Source organism: Paenibacillus sp. J22P165 (genome assembly GCF_059692015.1).
On sequence record NZ_JCAUAP010000005.1, the window covers coordinates 175331 to 202015 of the forward strand.

Annotated in this window: 27 protein-coding genes; 3 read left to right on the plus strand and 24 right to left on the minus strand. The window is 43.5% G+C overall.

Annotated elements, in window-relative coordinates:
• Positions 1–78: 78 nt before the first annotated feature.
• The 3 genes from AC58QM_RS13510 to AC58QM_RS13520 are packed head-to-tail and all read right to left on the minus strand — an operon-like array spanning position 79 to position 1296.
• Positions 79–519 (minus strand): Nif3-like dinuclear metal center hexameric protein, encoded by a 441-nt coding sequence (locus tag AC58QM_RS13510; protein WP_497284724.1) that lies wholly within the window; start codon positions 517–519, stop codon positions 79–81.
• Positions 492–833: a Nif3-like dinuclear metal center hexameric protein gene (locus tag AC58QM_RS13515; protein ID WP_497284726.1), complete on the minus strand. Its 342-nt coding sequence runs from the start codon at positions 831–833 to the stop codon at positions 492–494. The genes AC58QM_RS13510 and AC58QM_RS13515 overlap by 28 nt, the downstream gene beginning before the upstream one ends.
• The gene (locus tag AC58QM_RS13520) at positions 826–1296 is read right to left on the minus strand and encodes a protein-tyrosine phosphatase family protein (RefSeq protein ID WP_497284728.1); all 471 of its coding nucleotides are present in this window, start codon (positions 1294–1296) and stop codon (positions 826–828) included. The genes AC58QM_RS13515 and AC58QM_RS13520 overlap by 8 nt, the downstream gene beginning before the upstream one ends.
• 168 nt (positions 1297–1464) lie before the next feature.
• Here AC58QM_RS13520 and mraY point away from each other — a divergent pair, with 168 nt between their 5' ends.
• On the plus strand, positions 1465–2418 hold the full coding sequence (gene mraY / locus AC58QM_RS13525; protein ID WP_497284730.1) for a phospho-N-acetylmuramoyl-pentapeptide-transferase: 954 nt from the start codon (positions 1465–1467) through the stop codon (positions 2416–2418).
• A gap of 402 nt (positions 2419–2820) precedes the next feature.
• On the opposite strand, the gene AC58QM_RS13530 is transcribed toward mraY, so the two are convergent.
• The 13 genes from AC58QM_RS13530 to AC58QM_RS13590 form a co-directional block, all read right to left on the minus strand.
• A complete protein-coding gene (locus AC58QM_RS13530; protein WP_497284732.1) occupies positions 2821–3105 on the minus strand; it encodes a hypothetical protein in 285 nt (94 codons plus the stop codon).
• 57 nt (positions 3106–3162) lie between these two features.
• Positions 3163–4176 (minus strand): S41 family peptidase, encoded by a 1014-nt coding sequence (locus AC58QM_RS13535; protein ID WP_497284734.1) that lies wholly within the window; start codon positions 4174–4176, stop codon positions 3163–3165.
• A gap of 193 nt (positions 4177–4369) precedes the next feature.
• The gene (locus AC58QM_RS13540) at positions 4370–4861 is read right to left on the minus strand and encodes an NUDIX domain-containing protein (protein WP_497284736.1); all 492 of its coding nucleotides are present in this window, start codon (positions 4859–4861) and stop codon (positions 4370–4372) included.
• 66 nt (positions 4862–4927) lie between these two features.
• Positions 4928–5524, minus strand: coding sequence for a TetR/AcrR family transcriptional regulator (locus tag AC58QM_RS13545; RefSeq protein ID WP_497284738.1), 597 nt, complete (start codon positions 5522–5524; stop codon positions 4928–4930).
• Between the two features lie 100 nt (positions 5525–5624).
• Positions 5625–6443 carry an SDR family oxidoreductase gene (locus AC58QM_RS13550; RefSeq protein WP_497284740.1) on the minus strand — a complete coding sequence of 273 codons (819 nt, stop codon included), beginning with the start codon at positions 6441–6443 and terminating at the stop codon, positions 5625–5627.
• Between the two features lie 223 nt (positions 6444–6666).
• A complete protein-coding gene (locus tag AC58QM_RS13555; protein ID WP_497284742.1) occupies positions 6667–7476 on the minus strand; it encodes a class I SAM-dependent methyltransferase in 810 nt (269 codons plus the stop codon).
• Between the two features lie 75 nt (positions 7477–7551).
• Positions 7552–8283 carry an AAA family ATPase gene (locus tag AC58QM_RS13560; RefSeq protein WP_497285296.1) on the minus strand — a complete coding sequence of 244 codons (732 nt, stop codon included), beginning with the start codon at positions 8281–8283 and terminating at the stop codon, positions 7552–7554.
• A gap of 68 nt (positions 8284–8351) precedes the next feature.
• Positions 8352–8810 carry an NUDIX hydrolase gene (locus tag AC58QM_RS13565; RefSeq protein ID WP_497284744.1) on the minus strand — a complete coding sequence of 153 codons (459 nt, stop codon included), beginning with the start codon at positions 8808–8810 and terminating at the stop codon, positions 8352–8354.
• Positions 8811–8840: 30 nt separating this feature from the next.
• Complete coding sequence (locus AC58QM_RS13570; RefSeq protein WP_497284746.1) at positions 8841–10073, minus strand: MFS transporter; 1233 nt, start codon at positions 10071–10073, stop codon at positions 8841–8843.
• Positions 10074–10118: 45 nt separating this feature from the next.
• The gene (locus AC58QM_RS13575) at positions 10119–10853 is read right to left on the minus strand and encodes an SDR family NAD(P)-dependent oxidoreductase (RefSeq protein WP_497284748.1); all 735 of its coding nucleotides are present in this window, start codon (positions 10851–10853) and stop codon (positions 10119–10121) included.
• A 550-nt stretch (positions 10854–11403) separates the two neighbouring features.
• Positions 11404–12948, minus strand: coding sequence for an AMP-binding protein (locus tag AC58QM_RS13580; RefSeq protein WP_497284750.1), 1545 nt, complete (start codon positions 12946–12948; stop codon positions 11404–11406).
• A complete protein-coding gene (locus AC58QM_RS13585) occupies positions 12935–13798 on the minus strand; it encodes an SDR family NAD(P)-dependent oxidoreductase (protein ID WP_497284752.1) in 864 nt (287 codons plus the stop codon). Before AC58QM_RS13585 ends, AC58QM_RS13580 begins: the two co-directional genes overlap by 14 nt.
• A 39-nt stretch (positions 13799–13837) precedes the next feature.
• Positions 13838–14569 carry a metallophosphoesterase gene (locus tag AC58QM_RS13590; RefSeq protein ID WP_497285298.1) on the minus strand — a complete coding sequence of 244 codons (732 nt, stop codon included), beginning with the start codon at positions 14567–14569 and terminating at the stop codon, positions 13838–13840.
• A 302-nt stretch (positions 14570–14871) separates the two neighbouring features.
• On the opposite strand from AC58QM_RS13590, the gene AC58QM_RS13595 reads away from it, so the two are divergent.
• Positions 14872–17214, plus strand: coding sequence for a beta-propeller domain-containing protein (locus AC58QM_RS13595; RefSeq protein WP_497284754.1), 2343 nt, complete (start codon positions 14872–14874; stop codon positions 17212–17214).
• A gap of 57 nt (positions 17215–17271) precedes the next feature.
• Here AC58QM_RS13595 and AC58QM_RS13600 read toward each other — a convergent pair whose 3' ends face one another.
• Together AC58QM_RS13600 and AC58QM_RS13605 are read right to left on the minus strand one after the other, a co-directional pair.
• Positions 17272–17928 carry a hypothetical protein gene (locus AC58QM_RS13600; RefSeq protein ID WP_497284756.1) on the minus strand — a complete coding sequence of 219 codons (657 nt, stop codon included), beginning with the start codon at positions 17926–17928 and terminating at the stop codon, positions 17272–17274.
• Positions 17925–19202: an FAD-binding protein gene (locus tag AC58QM_RS13605; protein ID WP_497284758.1), complete on the minus strand. Its 1278-nt coding sequence runs from the start codon at positions 19200–19202 to the stop codon at positions 17925–17927. Before AC58QM_RS13605 ends, AC58QM_RS13600 begins: the two co-directional genes overlap by 4 nt.
• Positions 19203–19384: 182 nt before the next feature.
• Between AC58QM_RS13605 and AC58QM_RS13610 the strand changes: the two genes are divergently transcribed.
• Positions 19385–19870 carry a LysM peptidoglycan-binding domain-containing protein gene (locus tag AC58QM_RS13610; protein WP_497284760.1) on the plus strand — a complete coding sequence of 162 codons (486 nt, stop codon included), beginning with the start codon at positions 19385–19387 and terminating at the stop codon, positions 19868–19870.
• A gap of 74 nt (positions 19871–19944) precedes the next feature.
• Here the strand turns inward: AC58QM_RS13610 and murQ are convergent, their stop codons facing one another.
• From murQ to AC58QM_RS13640, 6 genes are all read right to left on the minus strand, one after another.
• Entirely contained in the window at positions 19945–20856 is a 912-nt protein-coding gene (gene murQ / locus AC58QM_RS13615; RefSeq protein ID WP_497284762.1) for an N-acetylmuramic acid 6-phosphate etherase, read from the minus strand.
• A 37-nt stretch (positions 20857–20893) separates the two neighbouring features.
• Positions 20894–21718 (minus strand): carbohydrate ABC transporter permease, encoded by an 825-nt coding sequence (locus AC58QM_RS13620; protein ID WP_497284764.1) that lies wholly within the window; start codon positions 21716–21718, stop codon positions 20894–20896.
• A 15-nt stretch (positions 21719–21733) separates the two neighbouring features.
• Positions 21734–22663 carry a carbohydrate ABC transporter permease gene (locus AC58QM_RS13625; protein ID WP_497284766.1) on the minus strand — a complete coding sequence of 310 codons (930 nt, stop codon included), beginning with the start codon at positions 22661–22663 and terminating at the stop codon, positions 21734–21736.
• Between the two features lie 22 nt (positions 22664–22685).
• Entirely contained in the window at positions 22686–23987 is a 1302-nt protein-coding gene (locus AC58QM_RS13630; RefSeq protein WP_497284768.1) for an ABC transporter substrate-binding protein, read from the minus strand.
• Positions 23988–24073: 86 nt separating this feature from the next.
• Complete coding sequence (locus tag AC58QM_RS13635) at positions 24074–24931, minus strand: MurR/RpiR family transcriptional regulator (RefSeq protein ID WP_497284770.1); 858 nt, start codon at positions 24929–24931, stop codon at positions 24074–24076.
• A gap of 292 nt (positions 24932–25223) precedes the next feature.
• A complete protein-coding gene (locus tag AC58QM_RS13640; protein WP_497284772.1) occupies positions 25224–26033 on the minus strand; it encodes a substrate-binding periplasmic protein in 810 nt (269 codons plus the stop codon).
• Positions 26034–26685: the final 652 nt, after the last annotated feature.

A 26685-nucleotide genomic window follows, 5' to 3' on the forward strand; every position in this document is an offset into this window, starting at 1 on the left:
CGATAAATAGCGATAATCGGCTAATTAGTGCATCTACGTTCCCTATACAAACTCATCATATCCAAGTTCCAGAATGAACTATTCAACATGATCTTCCACTAGTTCAACAATATCGATATCGGTAAAACTTTCTTTTATTTTTTCACACAAGGACCTCACACCAAAAATTTCAGTAAACGTATGACTACCAACAATTAAATTCATTTGTATGAATTTTGCGTATTGAATGGTGTATAAGATTTTCTCACCAGTCACATAGACATCGCAAGCTAGTTGATGGGCATCACGAAGACTTTGAGTAGAATGACCCGCTCCAGTAATAATCCCCACACGTTTTATTGGCCTTTCTGAGTTTTCCCACGATTTCACACTTTCATTTAATACAGTACTCACTCGTTCACTAAATGCATGAAAGCTGATCGAAGACTCGTACTCACCAATACCTGGCTTGCTCTTTCCATCGCTATGATAAGAATTTTGGATAATATTAGTTATCCCCATTGCTTTAAAAAGTGACATGCACGTACAAACTCCGCATAATCCAAAGGCAAATGAACAAACAAATGGCTGATTCCATATGTTTTCAGAAGTTGATGACATTCCTCTTTCATTCCAAAAACAAAATCCCATGCATCATGGTGAGTAACGATGAGATCAACTTTCTTGTGAGCGGCTTGTTGAATAACTTCAGGCGTAATATTCGTTGCATAACCAATACGTTTCATGTCATTAGGGCCATATTTGTAAAAAGCATACTCTTCTCCGTAATCAAATTGCTTCAGAATACTTCCAAATAAGACTTCGATTCGTTCATAAAATTGATTTTCATTCATCGAGATCCTCCTTCGCCTGCTGCAAGCTTCCGCTTACATAGATTTTCTCAAGAGCTTCACGCTGCGGAGGCTTTATGTTTACTTTTGGACGTATGCTTTTTGCCATTGCCTCGGCTTCGTCAAGGTTCTTCGCTATGCCTAAGGTAATTAGGGTTCCAGCAGCTACTGCACCTGCTCGACCACCGCCGCCACCACAGTGAAAGCCCACCTTCTTCCCACTTTTGTACGCCTCGACTACATGGCCAATTGCCTTCTGGAACAGTTCGTCTTGGGGACCTTCCGCATTGTCTCCCAAGGGGACTTTAATCCATTCTACCTTTGCGTTGGGATCTGCACATTCCGTCGCTTCACTACGTAGATCTACAATCACTTCCACATTTTCATTTTTCACCATGTCTGTCACATCCGCGGCTCCGCCGAAGAAAATCTTATCGTCAATGAGATTCTGATAGTTTTTTTGCATATTGTTCTCCTCCACTGGTGGAATATGGTTCTATAATGCCTTATTGCTGACACTTTCAAACTCGAGTAAAATATTGGAAACAAGTTATTTTAAGGGGACTATTTGTCCATATATGTGTCGTATACTATCGTATACGAATTTAAATGATTTCGTTAGGGGAGAACCACGATGGAGAGTTCATTATTAAGTGCTATAAGTGTTTCATTTCTGCTTGTCGCTATGTTAACACCTATTTTAATATGGACATTGCGCAGTTTAAAGCTGACGCAACCAATCCGAGTCGAGTTGCCACCTGACCATCAGGCCAAACGTGGTACCCCACTAATGGCAGGCATTATCCTTCTTATAGGGGTAATTACTTCAACATACTTCCACCCGCTGCCACTGGTCCTTTTCCTTGGAGCAACGTTTGTTTTATTTGGCTTATTAGGATTCATGGATGACTTTAAAAAGGCTGCTTTTCAGGACCCATCAGGTATTTCTGGAAAAACGAAACTCGTTTTTCAATTCTCATTCACTATTGTATTGTTATTTGTTTTACTTTATCAGTTCGAGTTGAGTTCAGATATAACCCTATTTATAGGTTTCAACCTCCACTTGCCAATTTTCGTATATCTCATCGTCATGATATTATTTATTGTTGGTTCAGCCAATGCGATCAATTTTACGGATGGGCTGGATGGACTTCTAATAAACGTTGCAATACCAACGTTCTTTTTCTTTTTTGTAATTTCAGAAAGAATTGAAGTACAGACTTTTTCGTTAGTAATGATTGGCTGCTTACTGGGTTTATTTATTTACAATATTTATCCAGCAAAAGCGTTTATGGGAGACACGGGCTCACTTGCGATTGGTGGTTCACTAGCTTTCCTAGCTGTCATCGAAAAGGTTGAAATTTTGATTCCGATCTTATTTTTTGTTTATATAGCAGAGCAACTATCCGTCATTTTGCAAGTGTGGTATTACAAGAAAACCAAATTGCGAATATTCCGAATGGCACCTATTCATTACCACTTTAGTCTAAAGTATGGTTGGAGTGAGAATAAAATTGTGATGATCTTCGGATTCGTCTCATGGATATCCGCTTTAATTTCTTGGGTTATTTGGAAATATGTCCTTTAACCAACCTTCAAACAAGGAATTTCCAATCGCTTCAAGATGAGCATCTAGCGTAATCGGATTATAGTTGATTTGGCGATGTTTAGATGGATAAACTACATCTAATTTGCTCGGATCTGACCTTTTTTCAGGATTAGATGGAAAAAATACATCTATTTTATTCAAAATTTGAAGAAACGAGCAAATCGAAGGAATTTAACTACAGGAAATACAGTTAACCTTTCGGATTCGAGAAATCCGCTTCAAATAGATGGAGAAAATCCAGTTAAATTGCGGGAAACAGAGGAAGCAGAGGAAGCAGGTTCATTACTCCTAGGTCATTAACGAAAGAAGAGACTGTTTCAAAAAGTCTAATTTGACTTTTGGCACAGCCTCTTTTCATGACAACGATATCAGTAAATCTTCTCAAAAATAAGCAGATATTGCCCAAGCGCACAACACGACAATCACGACGCACGCCCAAAAAAGGCCGTATGTCCGAAAGGAACGATTTGCGAACGCCTTTCGCAGCAAAATCTCGTTCACGATGATAAGGATGAGTCCGATAAGCGGATATCCTCCCCAAATCGCAAGCAGCCTGTACGCTGGCTCACTGGTACCGTTGAATAGAAAAGAGAGAGCGAGCAACAGTAGCGCGCCGAGCGTTGCGAGTACTAATATCGTGCGTGTAAAGTAGGCCAATAGCTTCATTTTTACCTCCAGATACAGACAGTCTTAATGATACAATCTAACGATGCTTCTATTGAGTTATATCTTAATTAGATTTTCTAAAGTTGCCTTTATTTCCTTACTAAGTTTCTCTTGCCCTGGAATGGGGCTATCCATCATTTGCTCTAGGCCTTGTTTGATAAGAGTTATATAAGCAGCCTCGAATGCTTCCTCCTCTGTAACTTCGATATCCGGAGTAACACCTTTGCCTTCCCAACTGTCCTTTGTTATTGGATTAATAGCATGTGCGTTTGGAATAAACACTTCAAAATGGTCATTGATTCGATGCATCCAACCAGGGTTAGCACCACCACCCGTAGTTTCACCTACAACTACAGCTCTTTTAAGTGCTTGAAGGCTATAAGCAAATTCTTCGGCCCCTGAAAATGTTTGCTTACTGGTTAAGATGCATATCGGTTTCTTACCCCCAAATCTTTTTCCTGAAACATAGGGCATATTCCAAAAAGATTGGGTGATCTTGTAATGTCTCCAGTAGTATTCACTTATTGCAACTGCATGAGTGCTCTCCAATAAATAACTTGCAAGGAGAACGACCATAAAGGATGACCCGCCCCGATTTTTCCGAAGGTCGATAATTAAGCCACTCGTATTTGCCAAGAAATTCATCGCGCTGACAGCTGTTTCACCAGCAAATTCCGGTGGAACAAAACTATGTAACGCAAGATATCCAATATTCCCAGAGAGTCGTTCCACTTTAGCAAAACCATAGTTATCCAGCATAAACTGCGTTTTTAAACGCTCTGGAAAATCGGCTGTACTTTCTTCTACCTTCCGTGGAGGAAGCACCTCTTTACTAAAACAAATATTCAAATGCTTATCTTTGCTTATGGCCTGCAAATCTTTTGTAACAAGCTCGCAGAAAGCGGATGCCGTCGTGACCTCATTATAGCTGCCATTTACTAGTTTTTGACTAAACTCGGCACGTATGTTGGTTGCTACATCGGGGAACACGTAGAATTCATCCAGAAGGTGTAATAGAGATTCCAGTGTTTCTGTTTTCATTTCTATACTAAGTTTTACATCATTAAGCAAAATTAAAACCTCCCAGTCAAATCTTGGTTGTTTTACCCATTACGACTATATCACTATCAAGAATTCTGGTCGATTAAAAAAGAGACCCACAGCAACAGCTGCGGGTCCAAATTCATATTTTAAAGGGGGGTCATGTTTTATTATAAGCTTGCTTTATTAACTCAGTGTGAAATTAAGATTTCAATTGTGTTACTTAACTAAATATAAATTTTGAATAGGGTTCAACCCTACACGCTATATAATATTCTTGCAAAAAAAGTTTGAGTGTTTGAGGAAACTTGAGACCGTTTATTGGGCTGTCTTGTTTTAGAGACTCTATGATTGTTGAGATATCCAGCCACTCAAATCCAATCTGAGCAACATCATTTTGTAAATGAGTAAGCTCCTCTTCAACTACTAAGGAACAGCGAAAGATGAATTCAATTGCGTGTACCTGTTTAACTAAAAAAGAGTACTCATGATGATTAGATATATATTCTCTAACGCAAACCAGTTCTTTGACATTTGCCTTAACATTCAATTCCTCTTTGCACTCGCGTAGAATCGTATCTTCCATTGTCTCGTCCGATTCCTGCCCGCCACCTGGCAAGGTATAATAAACACCAATTTCATCAATTCTTTTCTTAATAAAAAGAAGCTTATTCTCATGTTCGATTATGGCTTTGGCCGTATTCCTAACTATCAAGTGGTACCTCCCAACCCTCCGTGTACCCTTTTTAACGAACGTTCAATCTACTTATAAAAAGGAAGATTAACCTTCATTACGTTCATTCAACGAAACAGCACTCCAACAGGAACAGATTGCATCATGGATACTGTCATTCGTTAACTCGAAAACACCATGCAGATGGCCTTTCAACATGTAGACGAATGTTCCGTAATGCATTTGGACCATCATTTTTGGATTCAGAGGGTTAAACAACTTTTGCTCAATGGCTTCTTCGTATAAATGGTTCATGGGTCCACACCAACCACCTGTATAGACCTCTTTTTTCACTTCATCATAAATATAAGGCGAGAAAGAATACTGCTCAATAAATTGAAATCCCTGCGGATACTTTTGACCTAACTCGATGACCCGCTTCCATCCTAACTCAAATTTTTCACGGATCGTTATGCCCTTATCGATACCTTCACGCACATAATTCCCATTAAACGTAACAATCGCTTTGTACAACTCGTTAACAATATCTTCTTTGCTTTTAAAATAGTGATAAATGTTACCCGTCGAAACTCCGGACTCTTTGGCGATTAACGCCATTGAAGTTGCCTGCAATTCCTTCTGAATGATGATGTTAAGTGTCGTTTCTAGCACAGCTCGCTGTACCTTATTATACGCAACAAACATACTGTTCCTCCCTCCCCATTAATAAATTGAACGCTCGTTCTAGTCAGTCTAAAATACAACTCAAATTCAGATTCGTCAAGTCAGCATCATTGGACAAACGTTACATGTAACTCTTAGCTATTGTATCCAAATATTCTTCAATAGGTACAGAATTTCTCATGGCTAAAAGATTGTTGCCTGCGGCTCCGATGACAGTACGGAATTTGGTGCTTTCTCCTGTTGCTTGAGCTACAATGGCGTCCACAATGATTTGTGGGTCATCCAATTGGCTAGGATCCGAGTTATTGATGCGCTCTTCTACTTTTGTCATCAGATCATCGTAGTCTTTAATCTCAGCGTCTTTGTTCCAAGTAATATTTCCTTTAAAATTATTCCCTGTCGATCCACCTTGTTCGATTAGTCTTAGTTCGATATTCAACGGCTTCAGCTCGTAATAGAGACCCTCCGTCAATCCTTCCAATGCAAACTTGGACATGTTATAAAGCGATCCTAGCGGCACAGCAGTCGTAACCCCCATGAATGAACTAATATTGATGAACATGCCGCCGCCAGTCGTTCTGTAATGTGGTAAAAATCCACGAATAACATTAATGGGGCCGCGCGCATTCACGGCAAACTGCCAATCGATGGCTTCCTCCTTCGCCAATTCCAATGCACCGTAAGTTCCCATACCTGCGTTGTTAACGACCACGTCAATCTTTCCGAAAGCAGCAATCGCTTGCTCTACCGCGGTATGAACTTGCTCCACATTGGTTACATCCAGTTTGAAAATTTTTATATTTTCGTAAGCTGTAAGTTCTGTCTCCAACTCCGGCGTACGCATTGTAGCAGCTACATTCCAGCCCATTTGAGCAAATCGAATCGCAGTTAATTTACCCAAACCTGAACTTGTTCCTGTAATAAAGACTGTTTTACTCATGTTAAAAACCTCCCAGTTTATCGTTTCCGTTTTTTCTAATAAGCATCACAATTATTAGATCGAACGTTCATTCTAATTATCACGCAACGAGATGATCCTGTCAAATTAGATGAATGGAAGGTATACCTTTTATTTCCTTGCCTATGTAAAACAGGTATTGAAGTCCACAAACGACGACAATCCATGTGCTGAATGCCGTCGTCTCGTAAGTGTGAAACCCCGTTTACCCCTTTGTGGCCTGAAGCGAAAATGTCAATGGAATATCATTAGTTGCGTCGTTCCATCGCCACCAACCGTCCTTCCCCTTCGTCATGAACGGGAAGCGTCGATTGCTCCCATAGTTAAACTCGTGGAGATAATCCAAGCGCAGACCCGCAGCAATTAATGCGTTCAGGATATCGCTAAAACTGTAGCTCCACGTATATTCGACACCCCGCTGATTAGCCGCGGGATCAGAATGAGGCAAGAGACCCTCAATTCGTAGGGGTTGCTCTGTATGAAAGTAAGGATAGTGTGTGTGCAAATCCGTCACATCGCCAGTATCATCAAAGACATTGAGAAACGGATGCTCATCCAGTAAATACAAGATGCCGCCTGGTTTGAGGAAATGTGAGATGACCTTTGCCCACCGATCAAGATCGGAGAGCCAACACAAGACACCCCCTGATGTATAGACGATATCAAACTTCTCATCAAGTACCTGGGGCAGCTCGTAAATGTCCGTGCAGATGAATCGTGCATCTAGCCCTGTTTCCTGACGCAATTGCTCAGCGAGGGCGATCGCATCCTCGGAAAAATCAACCCCCGTAACGTTCGCACCGAGACGAACCCAGGAGAGTGTATCCATACCAAAATGGCACTGGAGGTGCAGCATCGACTTACCCGCCACATCACCCATTTCCTCCAGTTCAATCGGAGTCAAGGAGGATTTACCTGCTTTGAACCCCGTGATGTCATATCTAGCTGCGCTGGCAGCATTGACGGCGGTACGGGCGTTCCAATGTTCGCGGTTATTCTCCGTATAATCAGTCATGGATACTCCCCCTCTGATGAACTATCTTTGAGAGATACGCTTGTCGAAGTGAAAGTATGCCAGTACGACAGAAGTTTATGTATTATTCTCTTGATTTTCAAATAACTGCTTGAGCATGTTTTCTTTGTTATTTAGGAACTGCCTCATAATGAGGTAATGGTCCGTTTCCTCTAGAGTCTTCGTTTCAATGCCATCCGGCTTGAGATTATAAATAATCGAATCGGGATAAGCCATAAGAATCGGTGAGTGAGTTGAGATGATAAATTGTGAATTTTGTTGAACCAGCTCATGAATTCGAGCAAGCATTGCCATTTGACGGAGTGGGGACAACGCTGCCTCAGGCTCGTCCAAAATATATAAGCCATTGCCGCCAAAACGATGAACAAATGTTGAGAAAAAAGACTCACCATGTGACTGCTCATGAAGGGACTTCCCGCCATAAGAGTCTTTGATGGGACGACCGAAAGAGAATTCATTATCGAGATCATCTATATTTGTAGCAAAATTATAGTAACTTTCAGCTCGAAAGAAGAAACCATCTTTGGGTCGAAGAGGACCTTTTATCAATTGCATATATTCATACAAGTTCGAATGCGAAGCTCTCGTCGAGAATGAAAAGTTGATAGTCCCACCTTCTGGATTAAACCCCCAAGCTACGGCAATGGACTCCATAAGCGTTGATTTCCCCATACCATTTTCTCCAACGATATAGGTAACTTTCGGGTGGAAATCCAGCGAAGTGAGACTTTTTATAACCCCTAGATTAAAAGGATAGTCATTGTAGGAGGAAATACGCTGTCTCTTCATCTGAATTTGCCTTAAAAAGGATGATGGTGATTTCATATTTTAGCACTCCATTTTTAGTTCGTCTTCCTTTAGGTCAACATAGCCATATACTTAGTTATCATTTCTTTGTGACTTTTTACCATGTTCTCAGGTAGCTCATTCCTATTCCTAAACTCTAAACTCATCGATTCTGCATCATTAATTTTTAAATCACCCTTATACGCCTTGGTCCAATAAGCTGTAACAACAACATAAAACTCATCACCATTGGGTGTTTTGATAAAATGTTCTTTACCCGAGAAAACATCAATTAATTGAAGGTCCCTCACTGTAAGTCCTGTTTCTTCATAGACTTCTCTCTGAGCAGTCTCGATCGTAGACTCCCCTAATTCCATTAATCCGCCAGGTAAGCCATATCGTCCTACAGGGTGACTATTTCGTTTTTGCAATAAAATGTTATTATGTTCATCCACAATAATAACGACCGCACCGACTAAAATAAGTGGAATCGTCCCTACAATTTTTCTTAAGTCTTCTACATAGCCCATTATGCTTCCCCTATCTCTACCATTGTATCGTTACTCCAATACCTCGCCATTCTTTTGCACGAGATCCACTCGCATCCGCTTGAATGCAATGAATAAGATGACACCGGTTACTATCACGATAATACCTGACCAGAAGAACCACATCTGAACACCATATTTATCTACAGTCGGTCCCGCTAGCAAGAGACCAATGGGTGAGGATAGCATCATGACGCTGGTAACAAGTGAAATGACACGTCCCAACATCGCTGGTTCATACGCCCTCTGAATCATCGCCATGAAAGGACCGTTGTAGAAAGGAGCAGCCCCTCCCATAAAGAACGAAAAAATCACGAACAGAATGAAGGCTTCTTTACTAATTACACCACTCAACAGACAAGTGAGACCAATGACGATCAAACTTAAACTCATATAAGTAATGTCCTTCCATTTCGAAGCGATTACCGATAACATGACACCACCCAAGACCATGCCAATGCTGAACACAGCCTCTATGAGGCTCGCACTATATCCCCCACGGCCAAAATGAGATAATGTCATAAAAGGAAACAACGTCGCAAGTGGCATAAATGCGATGCCGAAAACGGTTGTAGCCAGCGTAATCACGACAATCGGTTTTACTTGAACGAATGCCTCCCAGCCAAGCTTAAATTCCTTTAAGAACGAAGGCGTATCTATAGACTCTGATTTGGGTTGATGAATCTTAACAAATGACAGCATGGTATTTGCGATTAAAGCGCCAACCACATCTAGAAACAATACCGCTCCTAGGGAAGTAGCCGAGTAAACAGCAATTCCAAGCGCAGGTCCAATCACCGTTGAGAAAGAGAACACCATTTGATGCCAACCTGCCACGCGTGTTAACTGATCTTGAGGAGCTATGAGCGGAATTGCCGCTTGAAATGCTGGAGCATGAAAAGCAGAAGCCGTAGAACGTATCATTAAAATCACATAAACAAATCCCAAGCTGGGTTCGCCAAAAAAGAAGTATATCCCTAAAATCAAGCTAAAAAATGCAATTGCGCTATCCGCTACAATCATCGTCTTTTTGCGGTTCCATCGATCAAGCCAGACGCCTATAAATGGACCCAGAATCGCTTGTGGTAAAAAAGCAGCAAGTCCAGCAATCATCAATACCGCGGCTGAACCCGTCGTCTCCGTTAAGTGCCAAATAATAGAGAATTGGACCATAGAGGAAGTTAATATTGAAAAGATTTGCCCGCTAAAAATGATAGCGAACGTTTTTCTCCATTGAAGTTCCATTGCGAACTCTCCTATTCTCGGTACACGCCCATATTTCTTTATCACTCACACGCGATGAATATCGCCATTCTTTATCCGTGGGGAGTTGATCAAGGTTAAAATCTTACTTGCTACATCAACGGGATCGGCAAGGTTGCCTTCTTGTTTCTGTTTTGTAAAATAACCCGTTAATGGAAAATCAGAATCACGTGCTATTTTTTGCATTTCGGTATCCATCATGCCTGGGTCGATTGCAAAGACTTGAACAGCATTGGGTTCACGCTCTTGCTCGAGTCCCACACATTGCGAGAACATATTTAGCGCCGATTTCGTGGAACAGTACAGACTCATGCTTGGGGCTGGATACTTAGCCGATCCAGAAGAGATGTTTACAAGCCTCCTTTTAACATCCCAATCGGACGTTAAGCTGATAAAATTGGAGCTAAGCAGAACAGGTGCGGTTAAGTTCAGTTGTATATGCAGCATAATTTCTTCCTGGGTGCACGCCTGAATATCTTTGATTGGAGATACTGTAGCCGCATTATTAATGAGTGTTATAGAATCAAGATTGCTCGGATCTATTGTTGAAATCATTTCCTGTATCCTACGATTTAACGTCTCTACACGAGTGAGATCAACAGCATAGAACTGATATCTATATCCAGAGGCTTCCCTAACAATATCTGTATTTTCAGTGCGTGATAAGCAATAAACCATGTTTTCTTCTGCTAAAAGCTGTCTAGTCAATTGGGAACCAAGCCCGCTTGATGCTCCTGTAATGATGTATATATGATTCGACAAACTATCACCTCCTATTATTTTGAATATCTTTTCATATCGCATCCTCTGACTACACTGCCAAACACATTGCCCGTAACCTTTCACTAACAAATTACGAATGACAAATTCTGAAATTTGTCACTCGCGATAATATAAAAAAGTAGTATGATGCTCGCCTCGCCTCTCCTGGGCCCAACCAAACAGGAATAATTATCTAACACACACACTTGTTCTATGGGACGAACATATACTAGATTAATAAAGCTAGAAAGGAGGTATTCCTTGATGCGATCAGATTCCTATTTGATTTGTAAAAAGTACCTCAATCGCGAAGTGATGATACAAACAACACATGGCACATACAAAGGGACCATCGTGAAAGTGGACGGCCAACAGGTCTATTTAAAACCAAAACGTACTGGAAAGAAAGCTCATATCTCATTCCTGCCCTTTCTCATTCCTTTAGTTTTGTTTGATCTCTTAGCTATTTTTCTTTTGGACACTGCAAGACCCTTTTCACCCTTCCGACTATTCTGATCAAAATGACTGCCACAATCAGCGCATGTGGTGGTCATTTTTCATTTCCCATCGCTTTTTTATCCCGTTTCCCTAATGGGGTATAGGGTAAATGCTCGACGAAGCTGATCTCTTTGGGCAGCTGAAATCGTGCCAATCTAGTGCGCAGCCAGTTTAGGAGCTCCTCTTCCGATAATTCTGCACCCGGCACTAACTGGACCAACGCTTTCAAACGCTGCCCGAAATGCTCATCCGAAATCCCCACGACAGCTGCATCCTCGATGGAGGGGTGCGTGTGTAGGATTTGTTCCACTTCAAGCGGAAACACATTTTCCCCCGCCGAAACAATCATACTGTCCACTCTGCCACGCAAGAAGTAATAGCCCTTCTCATCTCGATAGCCCAAATCGCCGGTTTCGATCCATACATCTGCTTTGTTGCTCATTGACCATCTATTTCGAATACAAAATTGACCTACGCTGCCGATTGCGACTTCTTGTTGTTGATCATCCATTATTTTGAGATAGACACCGCTTATCTTTCTGCCGATCGTATGTGCGGAATAGGTTAGATCTTGGGGAACGGCTATGATATTCAAGCCTGCTTCTGACGTGCCATACAAATTGTATAACACATCTCCCAATTGATTTAGCGTCTCTCGGACCAGTTTGGGATTGAGCTCAGCACCGCCTGAAGCTATACAAGACAGCGATTTCAAATCGCTCGCGTTGGTTTTCAACATTTTATGTAACATTAGAGGTACTACCGTTACGATATCTACCTGATGCTCTCGAATTAATCGGCGGGCTTTCTCTGCATCAAATCCCCGATGAATGACTACTTTTTTTCCTAATACGCAGAAAAGGAGCAGCACCGCTACCCCATAACCGTGATAAATCGGTGTCGCGATGTAGGCGGTATGCCTTTTCAAGATTTGCAACCGCTTAAGGAAACCCACGAAGGGGTCTAAATAATTAAAAAGCGAGGGTTGATGCGCCGCTTCTTTGGGCTTGCCTGTGGTTCCGCCTGTCAGCAGCACTAATTTCCCGGAGGAAGCTCGATGTTGTCTGATCTTTTCGTAACTTGTGGAGTCAGCAATATTGGATATTGCAGGATTTGTATCATGATAGCTCAACAGCTTGGCGTTCGTATATGTCGTTTGCTCAAGTATGGCGCTTAGTTCGTCGTCATAGATCACCAGATGAAAGTCTTTGCTCTCAAGAATGCGCTGCAATTGCACCTTGCTCATTTCCGCATTCAGCAAATAGATATCTGCTCCCGCAAAAGAAACCGCATAGATGGCTTTCACCAACGAAGCATGGTTTTTGCACAAAAAGCCTACTTTTTGACCGCATACAAGTCCGTATTTCATCTTCAACACGCTCGATAACTTCACGGATTGTGCGAATAATTGGCGGTAAGTGAGGGTTTCCTGCTCATCAACGAGAGCGATTCGATCTCCGTAGGTTCTAGCTGCAAAATGAAGCAAAGCCATCAAGTTAATGCCTGAGGTGTACATAGCAGAAGCTAATCGACATAATGCGAACAGCGAGAGCAGTCTAATTTGATATAAAACATAAATCAGCTTAACGATTCTCATGACTGTTCCCCTTGTTCCTCAGCATCCTTGGCATCGCGTACGCCCAATATCCTCGAAGAAATAGGCTAGCCAGCTGTCCGAAAATCAACCACCATGGTTTAAGTGTCTTTCGCTGCGTATAGATAGCTTTGCCGATCATCTTGGCAACCTGCTCTGGGGACATAGCGGGGACATTACGATACGCAGCAGTTGGCAGAATCATAGGCGTTCGAACTAACGGTAGATAGACCGCCGTCGTGGCGATGCCCATCATGTTCAGCTCTGGAGAGGCGGACTGGAACCAGGTGTCAAAAGCAGACTTGGATGCCTGGTAGGCAGCCCAATATGGCAAGGGGAGCAGCAGCGCATTAACTGTAGACATGTGGATGACGTGCCCTTGCTTTTTTTCAAGCAGTGGAAGGGTAGATAACAATAATTGAACCGGAGCGAAATAATTAATCGCCATCGTCCGGGTGAAATCATGATAGCGGTCTAAAGATTGCTGAATGGAACGCTTAATCGAATGACCTGCATTGCTGATGAGAATATCCAATCCATCCGGTAGTTGATGAAGGAAGGTCAGTAATCTCTCCATGTCTTGTGAATCTCGAAGATCCGCAGGGAACACGCTAACTCGGGCGGTTGCTTTCGCTTCAATTTGGCTTTTTATAGCTAAGAGCTGCTCACTTCGTCTAGCCACCAAGATCAAGTGAACCTTTATCTCAGAGAACAGATAAGCGAGTTGTTCGCCTATGCCGGAGCTGGCGCCCGTTATAAGCACCGTTTTGCCCATCAGCTGCTTCTCCAACTTCTGTTGATTCAAATTCGTCGGTGGAAACAAGAACAATTCGAGGAGACTATTTGTCCGCATTTGGACTCCTCCTTTCTAGCCTATTGTAAAGCCAACTCTTTAAGCCAATGTCAGTACCGTTATCTCTGGACGGCACATGAAGCGAATGGGTTGCACGGACACACCGATACCTCGATTGGTATACAGAGTAAGCGACTTATGAGTCCCAACCTGGTAAAGTCCGGATGGATATTTAACACCAAAGGGAACCGAAGCCAACGGACCTATGATCGGCAATCTCACTTGTCCACCGTGAGAATGGCCCGAGAGTTGCAAATGGACGGCCTCGCTAGCAGCCACATCCGCGTAATCCGGTGCGTGGGACAAGAGGAGTACCCATTCCTCTTTTTTCGCCGATTGCAGAGCCGTTTTCAGATTAGGAACGCCCTCCCACATATCTTCTACACCCGCAATCCAAATGGATTGGTTGCCTCTCTGCAGCCTGATCCCTTTATTGCGCAGACAGTGAAAGCCCCCTTCCTCTAGAACGTCTGCTACTTCTTCTACATCTCCATAGTAATCATGATTGCCAAGTACGGCATAGCAGCCGTATGTTGCAGTGATCGTACGCAGCACATCGCGGATTTCTTGATCCTGCCCACCGATCTCATAATCGACGAGATCTCCGGTAAAGCATACGATATCTGGTTTTTCTGCTTGGATCGTCTGGGCTACCTTGGTTAATTGCTTAATATCCATATGAAATCCAAAATGAAGATCACTGAATTGCACAACACGCAGCCCCTTGAAGGCTTCCGGCAGTGTCGGGAAAGAGAGCGAAATTCGCTCCACTTGCAACCAACGGGGCTCCACCCACGTGGCATACCCGTAACTTATTGGGGGGACGGATAGTAGACCTCCACCCAGCAATAAACCCTTTTTCAAAAAGGAACGACGACTCATTTTATCCATATTTTTCATATAACTATCATATATCAAAATGGGGCTGTCAGGCTATTTTCAATCTCGGCATGTCGTTAACGTTGTACATAAAAATATTTCCAAAAAAGTGAAACAAATCGCCGCTACCATCCGTTAAGTGGATACAGATAAAAATAATGGAAACTTATAATATGAAGCAAAGGATGAGATACATGAAGAAAAAGGTTTTAGCCGCCGGCCTCCTAACGACCGCGATCCTCTTAACCTCAGCTTTTACCCCCGTCTCTACGAATGCTGGTCAGGAAACTATTGTTAAGCTTGAGGGCCAACCGATCGCTTTCGCGAGTCAACCTCGTATGATCGATGGAGTTTTGATGGCGTCCGTTCGCGATCTTGCAAACGCTTTAGAGATGGAAGTGACCTGGAATGACTTTGAACGGGTTGCCGTTGTTACACGTAACGGATACGAATTGAAACTGCCCGTGCACACCGATCACGCTTACGTAAATGGGCAGGCAACCACTATGAAAGGAACCACACAAATTGTAGATGACTCCCTCTACGTCCCGCTGCGTTTCTTTATGGAAAGCGCCGATCAAATTGTTCGTTGGGATTCCGCAACTAGTTCCGTTAGCGTCACCAAGCCAGCCGACAGCTTGCCAGTTGTAGGTACCTACGACCATTTGGTTACCCTACTGACGCAGAATGAAAGCAAAGGAATCGTTGTTGATTCTCTCATGGGTGTATCAGCGATAGCTAAATCCTCCACGACTTCCTCAGCGCCAGCTGTTGCCGGCAGTGCAGGTGTCGCGGTTCAAGATTCAGCCAGATCCGTGGCGCCCGAGTATTCTGGAACGAACGTACAAGTTCAAGGCGTCGATGAGTCGGACGTCGTCAAGTCAGATGAAACGTACATTTATACCGTCAATAAGCAGCGCATCGTAGTCACTCAGGCTTATCCCGCGGACCAGATGAAGGTACTGAGTATCCTTGATTTCCCCAAAACACAAAACACACAGTTCCAACCCAGTGAAATCTACGTAGATGATAAGCATCTCATCGTGTTGGGGCAATCCTATCAGAACTTCAAGCCAGTTCCTTATAATGAGGCTGCTAGCAGCAGTACAAGTGTTGGCATTACAAGCAAGAGATTGATCTCGCCTATACGCTCGCAGGCAACTACAAAGGTCATGGTTTACGATCTCACGGATCGCAGTAGCCTGAAGCTAGTTAAAGACGTTGAACTTGAAGGAAACTATATTTCCTCTCGCAAAATCGGATCATCCCTCTATTTTATCGCCAATAAATATGTCAATTACTATCAATACCGCGAACTGGCGGATATGGAAGGCATGAAAAAAGAGCTGGCTCCTAGTTATCGAGATTCTTCAGCAGGTGATTCCTTTACTTCGGTTCCCTTGGATCAAATCTACTATTTGCCTAAAGCCTTGGAACCTAACTATGTCCTCATCGGAGGCATGAACCTAGATCATCTAACCGAAACCATGAATGTGACCTCCTACCTCGGCTCAGGGCAAAACGTGTACGCCTCCGAAGAGAACTTATATGTGGCCGCAACGAAATATGAGGAGCAACAACAGGAAACCATTCTATATCAATTCGGGCTGAACAATGGCAAAGCTGTGTATCAACATACAGGCAAGGTGCCTGGCCATCTACTCAATCAATTCTCCATGGATGAGCATAACGGTTATCTTCGTCTGGCTACAACCACCGGCGAAATCTGGCGGACAGATGAAGGAACGTCGAAAAACCATGTCTATATTCTCGATCCGAGCCTGAAAGAAGTCGGCAGCATCTTAAACATCGCGCCAGGTGAGCGCATTTATTCCACTCGCTTCATGGGTGACCGCGCCTACATGGTTACTTTTAAAAACACCGACCCGCTGTTCGTCTTGGATTTAAAGCAACCTGATAAGCCCAAATTGTTAGGGGCTTTGAAGATCCCTGGATATAGCAACTATCTGCATCCTTATGATGAAAACCATATTATTGGCTTCGGAAAAGATACCATTGAGGTCGAGAACAAAAACGTGCTTGGATCACAATCCATCGCCTATTACCAAGGTATGAAAGTCGCATTGTTCGATGTATCTGATGTGAATAATCCGAAGGAGAAATTCACGGAAATGATTGGTGATCGGGGAACGGATTCCGAGTTGCTGTACAATCACCGTGCTTTGCTCTTCTCCAAAGAGAAAAATCTACTCTCCTTCCCTGTTACCGTAATGAAAATCGATCCGAATCAAACGGCAAGCAATCCGAAAAATGTGGCTAGTGCTTATGGAAGCTTTGCTTTCCAAGGGGCATATGTTTACAACCTTGATTTGGAAAAAGGTTTCCAGTTGCGCGGAGGCATCTCACATCTCTCGAAGGAAGAGCTGCAAAAAGCAGGGCAGCACTTTTATGCAGGTGACAAACAAGTGGAGCGCGTTCTCTATATTGGAGACACCCTCTATACCATCTCGAACGGACTTATTAAAGCGAACGACCTCACTACATTGCAAGAAAAGAACACGGTAGCCATTCCTTAAAAAACGAAAAAAGCCTCGTATCCTTTACGGATCGGGGCTTTCCTCATGTAAAGCTAATTATAAGGCCAAAACGTCCTTTACATACGTGGCTAACGACACGAGTTGGTTGCCAACGGCACGATTGGTTTGCTTTTCAGCTGCTAGAGCAGCAGGAACCATAGAGAGCTGGGCTGCAACCACGCGCTTCCCCGGGTTTTCCTCTATAAGTTGAATCAAACCTTGTGAGACCGCTTGAACGTACGCCGTTTTTTTACCTTGCATAATGAGATCAAAGGTATTCTCCAAAAGGGCAGGCGCTGCTTCCAGCGCTTTCCCCTTCTTTTGAGCATAGGCGGCTAGTTGATTCATCGTTCCTTGAACGGTGTTCGGATTCGTGAACGCAATGACCGTAGTTTGATTCGACTCGCAGATTTCTTCAAACAGCGGATCATCAATTTTGATAATCGGGATTGAAAAGCGATGCAAGTCTTCCTGATAAATGGCTGTAAAAAAGGTACACGTGATTAATATCGCATCCACGTGGCAATTCGCTATCCAGTCCAGTGTTTCAAGCACTTTCTTTTGGGCCGTTGCCGTCGTGAAATCGGCATCCGACTTGATCCGATCCAGACCAGGATCTACAAAATGAATGAGTTCCACACCTAAACCAAGCAGGGCGTTGTCGATATGTTCAATATTGGAATGATGAGCATGGAAGCAACCAATTCTTTTCATCGTTGGTCTCCCATAATATAAGTTCTCAAATAGTCATTGCGGAATTTCCCCTGCGGGTCACATTGAAGAAGCAGTTGCTGGAAGTCGGGCAGCTTCGCATAAAGCGACTGCACGCGTGCCGGTGGCATCGTGAACAGCTTGGCCCAATGCGGCCGAGCCTCGAAGGGTTCGAGGAGCTGCTCAATCATAGGCAGTACTTGTTTAACAGCCTCCCAATTCGGCTTCCACGTAAAATGGAAAGCTACCGACTCTTGGCGGTAACAAGGGCTCATCCACAAATCATCTTCATCTATTGTACGTACCTCAGAAACATATAATAGTGGCGATATATGCTCCTTGATACGATCGAGTGCACATAATGCCGCATAGGCATGTTGACGGGGCACGTAGTACTCGCTTTGCAATTCCTCCCCAGCGCTTGGGGTGAAGTCCATTCGGAAATGCGGCATCCGTTCATGCCATGGTCCTGGTATCCCCATCTGTTCACTGCAATTCTCGGCTGTGTGACCTGGCACCGGATGGCGATGCATGTCGGCTAGTCTTGCTCCAAAGAACTCGGATTCCACCTTCTCGATGGCAGAGGCTGGTTCCTCCACTTTGCGCTTCACCCATACTTGATTGAACATGGCTTCCTGCCAGTTCGTGAACAAGCTGACACTATAGCCGCTAGAGAAAATATCGTCGAAGTGCTCTTCAAGCTGTGCCAATGGCAAGTTGTCGTAAACATGCTGAATCATTTCAAAAGATGGAACCACATCTAAGGTGATTTTTGTAACGATCCCTAATCCACCTAATCCAACGGCAGCTCCAGCAAGGAGCCCATCTTGATGATCACGGGAGAACACAGCGATACTCCCGTCTGCTTTAACAACTTCCATTGCATGTACCGCTGTCGCCAAGTTGCCGTTCCGATCCCCGGAACCGTGTGTGGCTGTCGCACATGCCCCTGCAACGGTAATGTGCGGCAACGATGCCAAATTGTGCAGGGCATACCCATTCGCATGGAGAAATTGACCTAGCTCACCATAGCGAATGCCAGCCTCAACCGTTACCTTATTGTGCGTTCGGTCAAGTGTAATCACACGATTCAAATTCTGAAGCGAGATCAAGCTTTCCGTGCTATCGGCAATGCCATTAAACGAATGACGGGTTCCCAGCACCTTAATTTGATTGCTGCGAGCCACCAATTCTTGAATCTCTTCCACATTCACCGGAACATGATAGTTCGAGGCGCTGTATGTATAATTGCCAGCCCAGTTTCGATTGTTCATCATCGACATCCTCCAGCCTCTCATAAATTTCTTACATTTTATCATAATAAGGTACCGATAACCTACATGCACGATCCGTTTCGCTCGAACAAGCCTATCTTACCTCTCAGCAAGAACCGATTGTGACAAACGCCCATAGAATACAAGGTAGATGGACGATATCATCATAAACGGAGGCATCACATATGAGTTTTGGAACGTTTGGACCTGGATTAGGTGGATACGGCGGATTCGGGGGATTTGGATACCCGCAATATGGATTTGGAGGACCTTTTTACAACCCTTACTTCCCGCGTCGTAGATTGCTCCCTTACTTCTTCCTTTCTCCTTTCGCTTTTCCTTTCTTCATTCGGGGAGAAGATGATCGGGATGGCACCTATTATGCGCAGCATCAATGTGTAGAAGGAGATTCCATGGTGAAGTTGGCTCAGAAATACAATGTCCCTCAGCCAATTTTAGAAGCCATGAACCCACACATTCAACAGCCAGAAAGTCTGACGCCAGGGAATATCACTTATATCCCTCGCTTGTATAAAATGCATTGTCACAAAATGTATTTAGAACATGAAGTACCTGAAGGAGCCTCAGTTCCCATGTACACCGCACCACAAATGGCAGCTCCAATGCATCAAGGACCGCAAGTGACCCCAAATCCTTATACAGGGCAATAATGAGCTGATTGGAACAAAAAGACTGAGCCACGAAGAAAGTACTTCTTCTGGGCTCAGCCTTTTTGGTAATTGTATTAACTTTGTTGAAGGTGTTTCACGGCATCACCGAAATGGTTTCGGACTTGTAAGAGTACATCCAAAGCCCGCTCCTGACTAACACTGAACATCAGCATTAAGATAGCCACTCTTGCATCGCCATTAGCATCAATGCCAGCTTGACGTGCTGTTTCTTCATCAGTGCCAGTTGCTTCTTGTATGATTCCAACTGTACGTTCTCTTAGCTTGTGATTGGTAGCCTGAACATTAACCATCAGATTGCCATAGACCTTCCCCATTCGAATCATAATTGTGGAGGACAACATGTTCAGCACCATTTTTTGCGCCGTCCCTGCTTTTAAGCGTGTCGACCCCGTAATGATTTCTGGCCCGACAGGTACTTCAATCGGATAGTTTACAACGCTACTCAAGGGTGTATCTCGATTGCAGCTAATACCAACCGTCGTTAATCCCAGCCGATTCGCTTCACGAATGGCACCAATCACATAGCGGGCAGTGCCGCTGGCTGTAAGCCCAACAACAACATCACCTGGTCTGACTACCTCAGATATCGCAAGCAACCCAGCATGCTCATCATCTTCCGCATTTTCTATGGATGCTCGAATCGCTTTTTCACAGCCAGCAAGGAGACCGTTTACTAAGTCTGCCTCTACCCCGAATGTCGGAGGACATTCAGAAGCATCCAAAATCCCAAGACGTCCGCTTGTTCCAGCTCCGATGTAGAAGAGTCGACCTCCAGCTGTCATCGCTTCAGTAATAGCTGCAATAGCAGCAGAAATCTGAGGAATTGCGCCTCGGACCGAAAGGGCAACGGTTTGATCTTCCTCATTCATTAATGTCACGATTTCTTCAATGCTAAGTTGGTCAAGGTGCAGTGTTTTTTCATTTCTCTGCTCCGTAACCAGTTTATTCTTCTTTTGTTGAGCCAATACGATACCTCCTGTTCTTGGATGATTGGTTGAAGCCTTACTTTACCGCCCCAGCAGTCATGCCTTCCATGAATTGTTTAGAAGCCAGGAAAAATATAATCATCATGGGCACAGAAGCTAACGTTAGCCCTGCGAACAGCATACTTAAATCTGTCGAGTACTGTCCGAACAAGGAGAGCATGCCAACCGGAATTGTCTTCTTCGCATCGTCTTGAATAAAAATAAGCGGGAAAAAGAAATCATTCCATGCCGTGATAAAATTCATAATCATCACAGTTCCAAGTGCTGGCCGCATCAGCGGCAGCAAAACATGCCACATAACACCAAAATCAGAAGAACCATCTATGCGCGCCGCCTCTTCCAACTCCTTCGGGAGCGTTCTGAAGAAGCCCGTTAAGATGAGAATAGCAAGTGGCAAGCCAATCGCTGTGTACACACTAACCAACGACCAGATATTATTCAACATCGATAGTTTTTTCATCAAAAGGAACAAAGGGACGATACCGAGCTTAATGGGAATCATCATCCCCAATAGAAAGAAAAAGAACAAGGCTCCATTCCAGCGGAACGGATATCTCGCAATATAGAAGGAAGCCATAACACCAAACAGCAAAATTAGAACGACGGATACAACACTAACCACAAGACTATTCCAAAAATAAGTGAAAAAGGGAATTTGATGTATTAACTTACTATATGCTGCGAACGAAAGGGATGTTGGTAATGACATTGGATTTTTTAAGATTTGAATGTTCGTCTTCAAGGAGGAGGTCAGCATCAGAAAAATCGGATACAAACTGACCAGCGCCCCCAAATACGCCGCAGCGTACTGGAGTCCCCGAACGGATTTGTTGGTTTTCATGGTCTGCCTCCTGTCTTAATGCTGAGCCGATTGGTTCCTAGTGACGTACAGGAACAAAGCGGATATGGTTGCAATAATGAAAAATAGAACAACAGCTAATGCCGAACCAAGTCCAAGTGCGACCGAGTCTCCGCCAGATGAGCCGCCAAAAGCAATTCGATAAAAGAATACAGCTAACGTGTCAGTCGAGTTATATGGCTCACCCTGCGATCCTTCCATCGCATAAATCAACTCGAATGCTTCGAAAGCGTGAATAAATGTAAAAACAGTAATAATAATCAGAGACTGACTCATCATAGGTAAGATGATCGAGCGAATTAAACGGAAGCCTTTGACGCCATCCAACCGTGCTGCTTCAACAACTTCAGAGGAAATCGCTTGTAAACCTGCAAGGAAAATTAACATCGAGAAACCAACACCAAACCAACTGTTGACGATTGTAATCGAAGTTAACGCTGTAGCAGGGTCTCCCAGCCAAGGTTTGGCCCATGAAACGAGACCTATCTTTTTGAGCATGACATTCACAACGCCATTATTCGGGTTCAACATGAGCTTCCATAAGAAGCCTACGACGATGACAGACAGCAGCCTAGGTAAAAAGTAGGCCATTTTCAAAAAAATCGAACCTTTAAGTTTACTGTAAACAAGGTAGGCAAGCCCAAAGGCAATCACATTCTGTACAGCCATCTCAACAGCAAAATAATAAAGATTGTGACCAAACGCATTCCAAAACAAATGATTAAACGGTTCCTTCGTAAACAAGCTTACAAAATTGCCGAACCCAATGAACTCCCCACGGACGAGGCCCTTCCAATCATAAAAACTGTACCCAAACGCGGAAAGAATCGGGTAAATCACAAACATCATGTAAACTGCGAGGGCAGGGACCGGGAACAGATGCACTGCTCCCTTTTTCCACCCGGACGATTTGGCCAAGTCATTCATGCCCCTCACACCTTCTCTTTACTTATTTCTTAGGTTTAAACCAAGTATCTGTCATTTTTTGAACTTCTTCTGTCACTTGCTCCGGTGTTAATTTATTTAAAAACATACCTTGGATTGAATTTTCTAACGTAGCTTTCGTTGTTGGATTACCGGCATTGAAATAAACGACAGCTGCGTAAGGTGTGGAGATCGTATCGGCATTTTTGGCAATTTTAGCTACCAGCGGATCATTAGCCGCCACACCTGGGATCGTGCTTGGTTTTTGTAATTCATTAACAGCAAGAGCCCCGAATTCTTTCGTTGTTAAAAATTCCATGAATTTCAGCGCTTCTTGTTTATGAGCCGATTTGGCATTCACGGAAAATGAACCATCTACCCACGTGGTTACCGTTTGTTTGCCATCTGCTTTCATTGGCGGAACTGGAAATACATCCATTTGAAGGTCTGGGTTCGTTTTCTTCATGACTGCATACTCCCAGTCCCCCATCACCATCATCGCAGCCTGTTCCGTAACAAACATATTTCTCATGTCATCCATGCCAATACCTACGTAATTATCGGGGAAAAAGGGCGTTAAATCTTTCAGCATTTTAATCGAACTTACATACTCTGGGCTTTTGAAGTTCGCGCTCCCGCTAACAATTTTCTTCATGAAATCTGTCCCATAAACAGCCGGTCCAAGTGTTCCTTCTGTCAGCGATAGAATCCATCCTTCTTTTGAACCGAAAGCGAAAGGCGTTACTTTATTCTTCTTCAAGATATCCGCTGTTTTGAGGAGTTCATCCCACGTTTTAGGTTCTTGGAGATTGTATTTTTGAAATAATTTCTTGTTATAAAATATTTGCGTCGAGCTGAAAACAGTTGGAACGCCGTATACTTTACCGTCAGATCCCGTAGCAGCCAGCAACGTATCTTTCGAGAATACATCCATGCCTTTCACATTTGTCAAAGGCTCCAGGTAGCCAGCATCCGCCAAAGCAGCACCAGCTGCATAAGGGCGAAGATGAATAATATCTGGGCCGTTTCCGCTTTGCAGACTTGTGTTCAGCGCTGTGTTGTACTCCGTATTCTTAGTTGGTTTAAACTCAATATCAATATTGGGATTTTTCTTTTTGAACTCAGCAATGATTTTTGTGTAAGCTTCTGTATCTTCTGTACGCCAGCTGCCTATTGTCAGCTTTACTTTATCCTGTGTCGCTGCTGTTGGTACCGTACTTGCTGTACTAGGGGCTGAACTAGGCGTTGCGCTGTTACTGCTGCATGCGACAAGCATGGAAGAAGCTGTGACCATCGTTAATAAGGCACCACTGAATAAACGTTTCATAAAAAAACCTCCCTTTAATTTTCACTTGTATGTTAACCTCTAGAATTAACAGAGGACCAAACCAATTCATGCAATATCAGTTGCTGTTATCCATTGCGCTTGCCAACCTTAACCGCTTGTCGAGTCATTTCCAGCGAGGTCACACTTGCCTCATAGTGGCAGCCAGCAATGCCAACATATAGAATATCGATAACATTCAATTGGGCAATTCGTGATGCCATCGCCCCGCTGCGAATACTTTTCTCCAAGGTGCTAATAAACAGCTGAATATCTGCAAGGTCCGCAACTGGATTAGATCCGAATCGGGTCAATGTAATGACCGCAGCGCCATTATTCTTCGCTACTTCCAGCGAACGAATCATATCTTCCGTTTGACCCGTATAGGAAATACCAAAGACTACATCTCCCGGGAGCAGGTTAGCAGCAATGGTAGCTTGCGCATCAAACCCTGTACCAATCTCACACCAACGGTTAATCCGTGAAAGCTTTTGCTTGAAATCCTCTGCGATGACCCCCGAAGCACCAACGCCGAACACGCCAATTTTTCTTGCACGACTTAACGTTTGTATGGCTTTCTCCACACTTTCCGGTGAGAGAACGGTTAGCGTATCTTGAATGGAAACGATATTGTTATTTGTGACTGATTTGATGATCTCCCCAATTGAACTGTTCGCATTAATTTCCTGATAAGTCTCTGTTGGCAATGACGACTGTGATAAATCACCGGCGATTCGCATCTTAAGTTCCTGAAATCCTTTAAAGTGGAGCGAACGTGAAAGACGTATGATTGTCGCTTCACTAACACGGGCAAACTCCGCCAGTTTCTGAACAGAAAGGCTAATGACCTCTTGCGGATGTTCCAAAATGTATTGTGCAACTTTGCGCTCACTCGGCTTCAAACTTGTCATAGCAGCTTCTATGCTCATTAATCCACCTTTTAACATGGGCAACATCCTCTATTGTTTTATTTGTAATATGTTAGATTACCTAACGTATTTTTCTCATTATAATGAGTTTTATTTCATTTTGTAAAGAGAATTGTGAAATTTTATTTCACTTATGTTATTTTATCTGTCATAAAAAGGCTTACATTGTCTTTTAACCCTCGTTTACCCTCTTCAAAATTTAAAATGATGTTAGGTAATGTACACGTCATCAACTAGCATACCTAATTCAACATACTGAACACATAAAAAATAGCTTGCCGATTTCTCGGCAAGCTATTTCCACGTATGATTAAGCTTCGTGTTGTAAGTCGTGTTCCACTTCTTTTTTGATTTTATTCGGCATCATTTTGGGTTTGCTTGTGAACCACTTCGTATACAGGTCTTCGTAAGTGCCATCTTTAGATACGGATTGGAGCGCTTCGTTAATTCTTCCGATGTACTTGTTTTTCTTTTTCGCAAGAATAGCTAGACTATCTTTATTGAACGGCTCTCCTACTATTTTCACGGACCCTTGCGCTGTGTTCTTCAAAAAATCTTGGGCATTGCGTTCCTCCACGATAACTGCGTCTGCTGTATGACTTTTTAACTCTGCATAGGCATCGGAGATTTTTGAAAAGCCGTGAATTTTCACCCCTTGAATTTCACTCGCATAGTAAAACCCCGGTGATCCATTTTCGGTTGCTATCGCTTTGTCCACTAGGTCATCTTTCCCTTTGATAGCTGAGTTCTCGGAAGCAGTCAGAATCACTAAGTTTGTTTGAAAATAAGGATCAGAATACTCAAGATCATTACTACGTGCATCCGTAATTGTCTTCCCCGCAATGGCCAAATCAATAGCACCAGACTTCAAGCCTTTATTCAATTCGCCCATTTCCATTGGAATTAACTCATATTCTAACTTTGACTTTTTAGCGATTGCTTGCCATAAATCCACTTCAAAGCCCTTCTTCTCCCCACCATCTATATACGTATAGGGGCGGAAATTTTCCTCGATGCCAACTTTAACCGTTTTATTCTGCCCGCATCCTGAAGCAATCAGGACGACTAACAGGGGGATTAACAGGACGATTCCTCGTTTGCTACTCGTGCTTCCATTCATGTGTGCCATACCCTCCTCATTAGGTAAACATAGGTATTATTTGTCAATGTGTGGACGGTTATTCAGGTTCTTCGTCAGCAAAGAACACAGTTGCTGACGACAGCGCGCTTGCCGCTCAGAGATACTCGAATCTTCCGAGTATCTCTGCCTTTTTCTTGCTTCCTGCTCCGAGTTACTCGAATTTTTCGAGTATCTCCGCTCTTTTCTCGCTTGCTGCTCCGTGTTACTCGAATTTTTCGAGTATCTCCGCTCTTTTCTCGCTTGCCGCTCCGAGTTACTCGAATTTTTCGAGTATCTCTGCCTTTTTCTCGCTTGCTGCTCCGAGTTACTCGAATTTTTCGAGTATCTCTGCCTTTTTCTCGCTTGCCGCTCCGAGCTACTCGAATTTTTCGAGTATCTCCGCTCTTTTCTCGCTTGCTGCTCTGAGATACTCGAATTTTTCGAGTATCTCCGCTCTTTTCTCGCTTGCTGCTCCGAGCTACTCGAATTTTTCGAGTAGCTCCGCCTTTTCCTCGCTTGGTGCTCCGAGATACTCGAATTTTTCGAGTATCTCTCCCCTTTCTCCCCTGCTACTCCCGAATAAGTCTGTTTTCCCCACTCAGTCCACGATGTAGCATAAAAAAAGAAGCTGGTCACTCGTACATAAGCATGT

Bases quoted from the DNA above. Each gene is read 5' to 3' on its own strand.
- AC58QM_RS13620 (WP_497284764.1), bottom strand. From the start codon at position 21,718: ATGAAAACCAACAAATCCGTTCGGGGACTCCAGTACGCTGCGGCGTAT.
- AC58QM_RS13610 (WP_497284760.1), top strand. From the start codon at position 19,385: ATGAGTTTTGGAACGTTTGGACCTGGATTAGGTGGATACGGCGGATTC.
- AC58QM_RS13635 (WP_497284770.1), bottom strand. From the start codon at position 24,931: ATGTTAAAAGGTGGATTAATGAGCATAGAAGCTGCTATGACAAGTTTG.
- AC58QM_RS13550 (WP_497284740.1), bottom strand. From the start codon at position 6,443: ATGAGTAAAACAGTCTTTATTACAGGAACAAGTTCAGGTTTGGGTAAA.
- AC58QM_RS13580 (WP_497284750.1), bottom strand. From the start codon at position 12,948: ATGAGAATCGTTAAGCTGATTTATGTTTTATATCAAATTAGACTGCTC.
- AC58QM_RS13595 (WP_497284754.1), top strand. From the start codon at position 14,872: ATGAAGAAAAAGGTTTTAGCCGCCGGCCTCCTAACGACCGCGATCCTC.
- AC58QM_RS13565 (WP_497284744.1), bottom strand. From the start codon at position 8,810: ATGGGCTATGTAGAAGACTTAAGAAAAATTGTAGGGACGATTCCACTT.
- AC58QM_RS13530 (WP_497284732.1), bottom strand. From the start codon at position 3,105: ATGAAGCTATTGGCCTACTTTACACGCACGATATTAGTACTCGCAACG.
- AC58QM_RS13510 (WP_497284724.1), bottom strand. From the start codon at position 519: ATGTCACTTTTTAAAGCAATGGGGATAACTAATATTATCCAAAATTCT.
- AC58QM_RS13640 (WP_497284772.1), bottom strand. From the start codon at position 26,033: ATGAATGGAAGCACGAGTAGCAAACGAGGAATCGTCCTGTTAATCCCC.
- AC58QM_RS13625 (WP_497284766.1), bottom strand. From the start codon at position 22,663: ATGAATGACTTGGCCAAATCGTCCGGGTGGAAAAAGGGAGCAGTGCAT.
- AC58QM_RS13560 (WP_497285296.1), bottom strand. From the start codon at position 8,283: ATGAAGAGACAGCGTATTTCCTCCTACAATGACTATCCTTTTAATCTA.
- AC58QM_RS13630 (WP_497284768.1), bottom strand. From the start codon at position 23,987: ATGAAACGTTTATTCAGTGGTGCCTTATTAACGATGGTCACAGCTTCT.
- AC58QM_RS13600 (WP_497284756.1), bottom strand. From the start codon at position 17,928: ATGAAAAGAATTGGTTGCTTCCATGCTCATCATTCCAATATTGAACAT.
- AC58QM_RS13520 (WP_497284728.1), bottom strand. From the start codon at position 1,296: ATGCAAAAAAACTATCAGAATCTCATTGACGATAAGATTTTCTTCGGC.
- AC58QM_RS13585 (WP_497284752.1), bottom strand. From the start codon at position 13,798: ATGCGGACAAATAGTCTCCTCGAATTGTTCTTGTTTCCACCGACGAAT.
- AC58QM_RS13555 (WP_497284742.1), bottom strand. From the start codon at position 7,476: ATGACTGATTATACGGAGAATAACCGCGAACATTGGAACGCCCGTACC.
- AC58QM_RS13545 (WP_497284738.1), bottom strand. From the start codon at position 5,524: ATGTTTGTTGCGTATAATAAGGTACAGCGAGCTGTGCTAGAAACGACA.
- mraY (WP_497284730.1), top strand. From the start codon at position 1,465: ATGGAGAGTTCATTATTAAGTGCTATAAGTGTTTCATTTCTGCTTGTC.
- AC58QM_RS13570 (WP_497284746.1), bottom strand. From the start codon at position 10,073: ATGGAACTTCAATGGAGAAAAACGTTCGCTATCATTTTTAGCGGGCAA.
- AC58QM_RS13515 (WP_497284726.1), bottom strand. From the start codon at position 833: ATGAATGAAAATCAATTTTATGAACGAATCGAAGTCTTATTTGGAAGT.
- AC58QM_RS13605 (WP_497284758.1), bottom strand. From the start codon at position 19,202: ATGATGAACAATCGAAACTGGGCTGGCAATTATACATACAGCGCCTCG.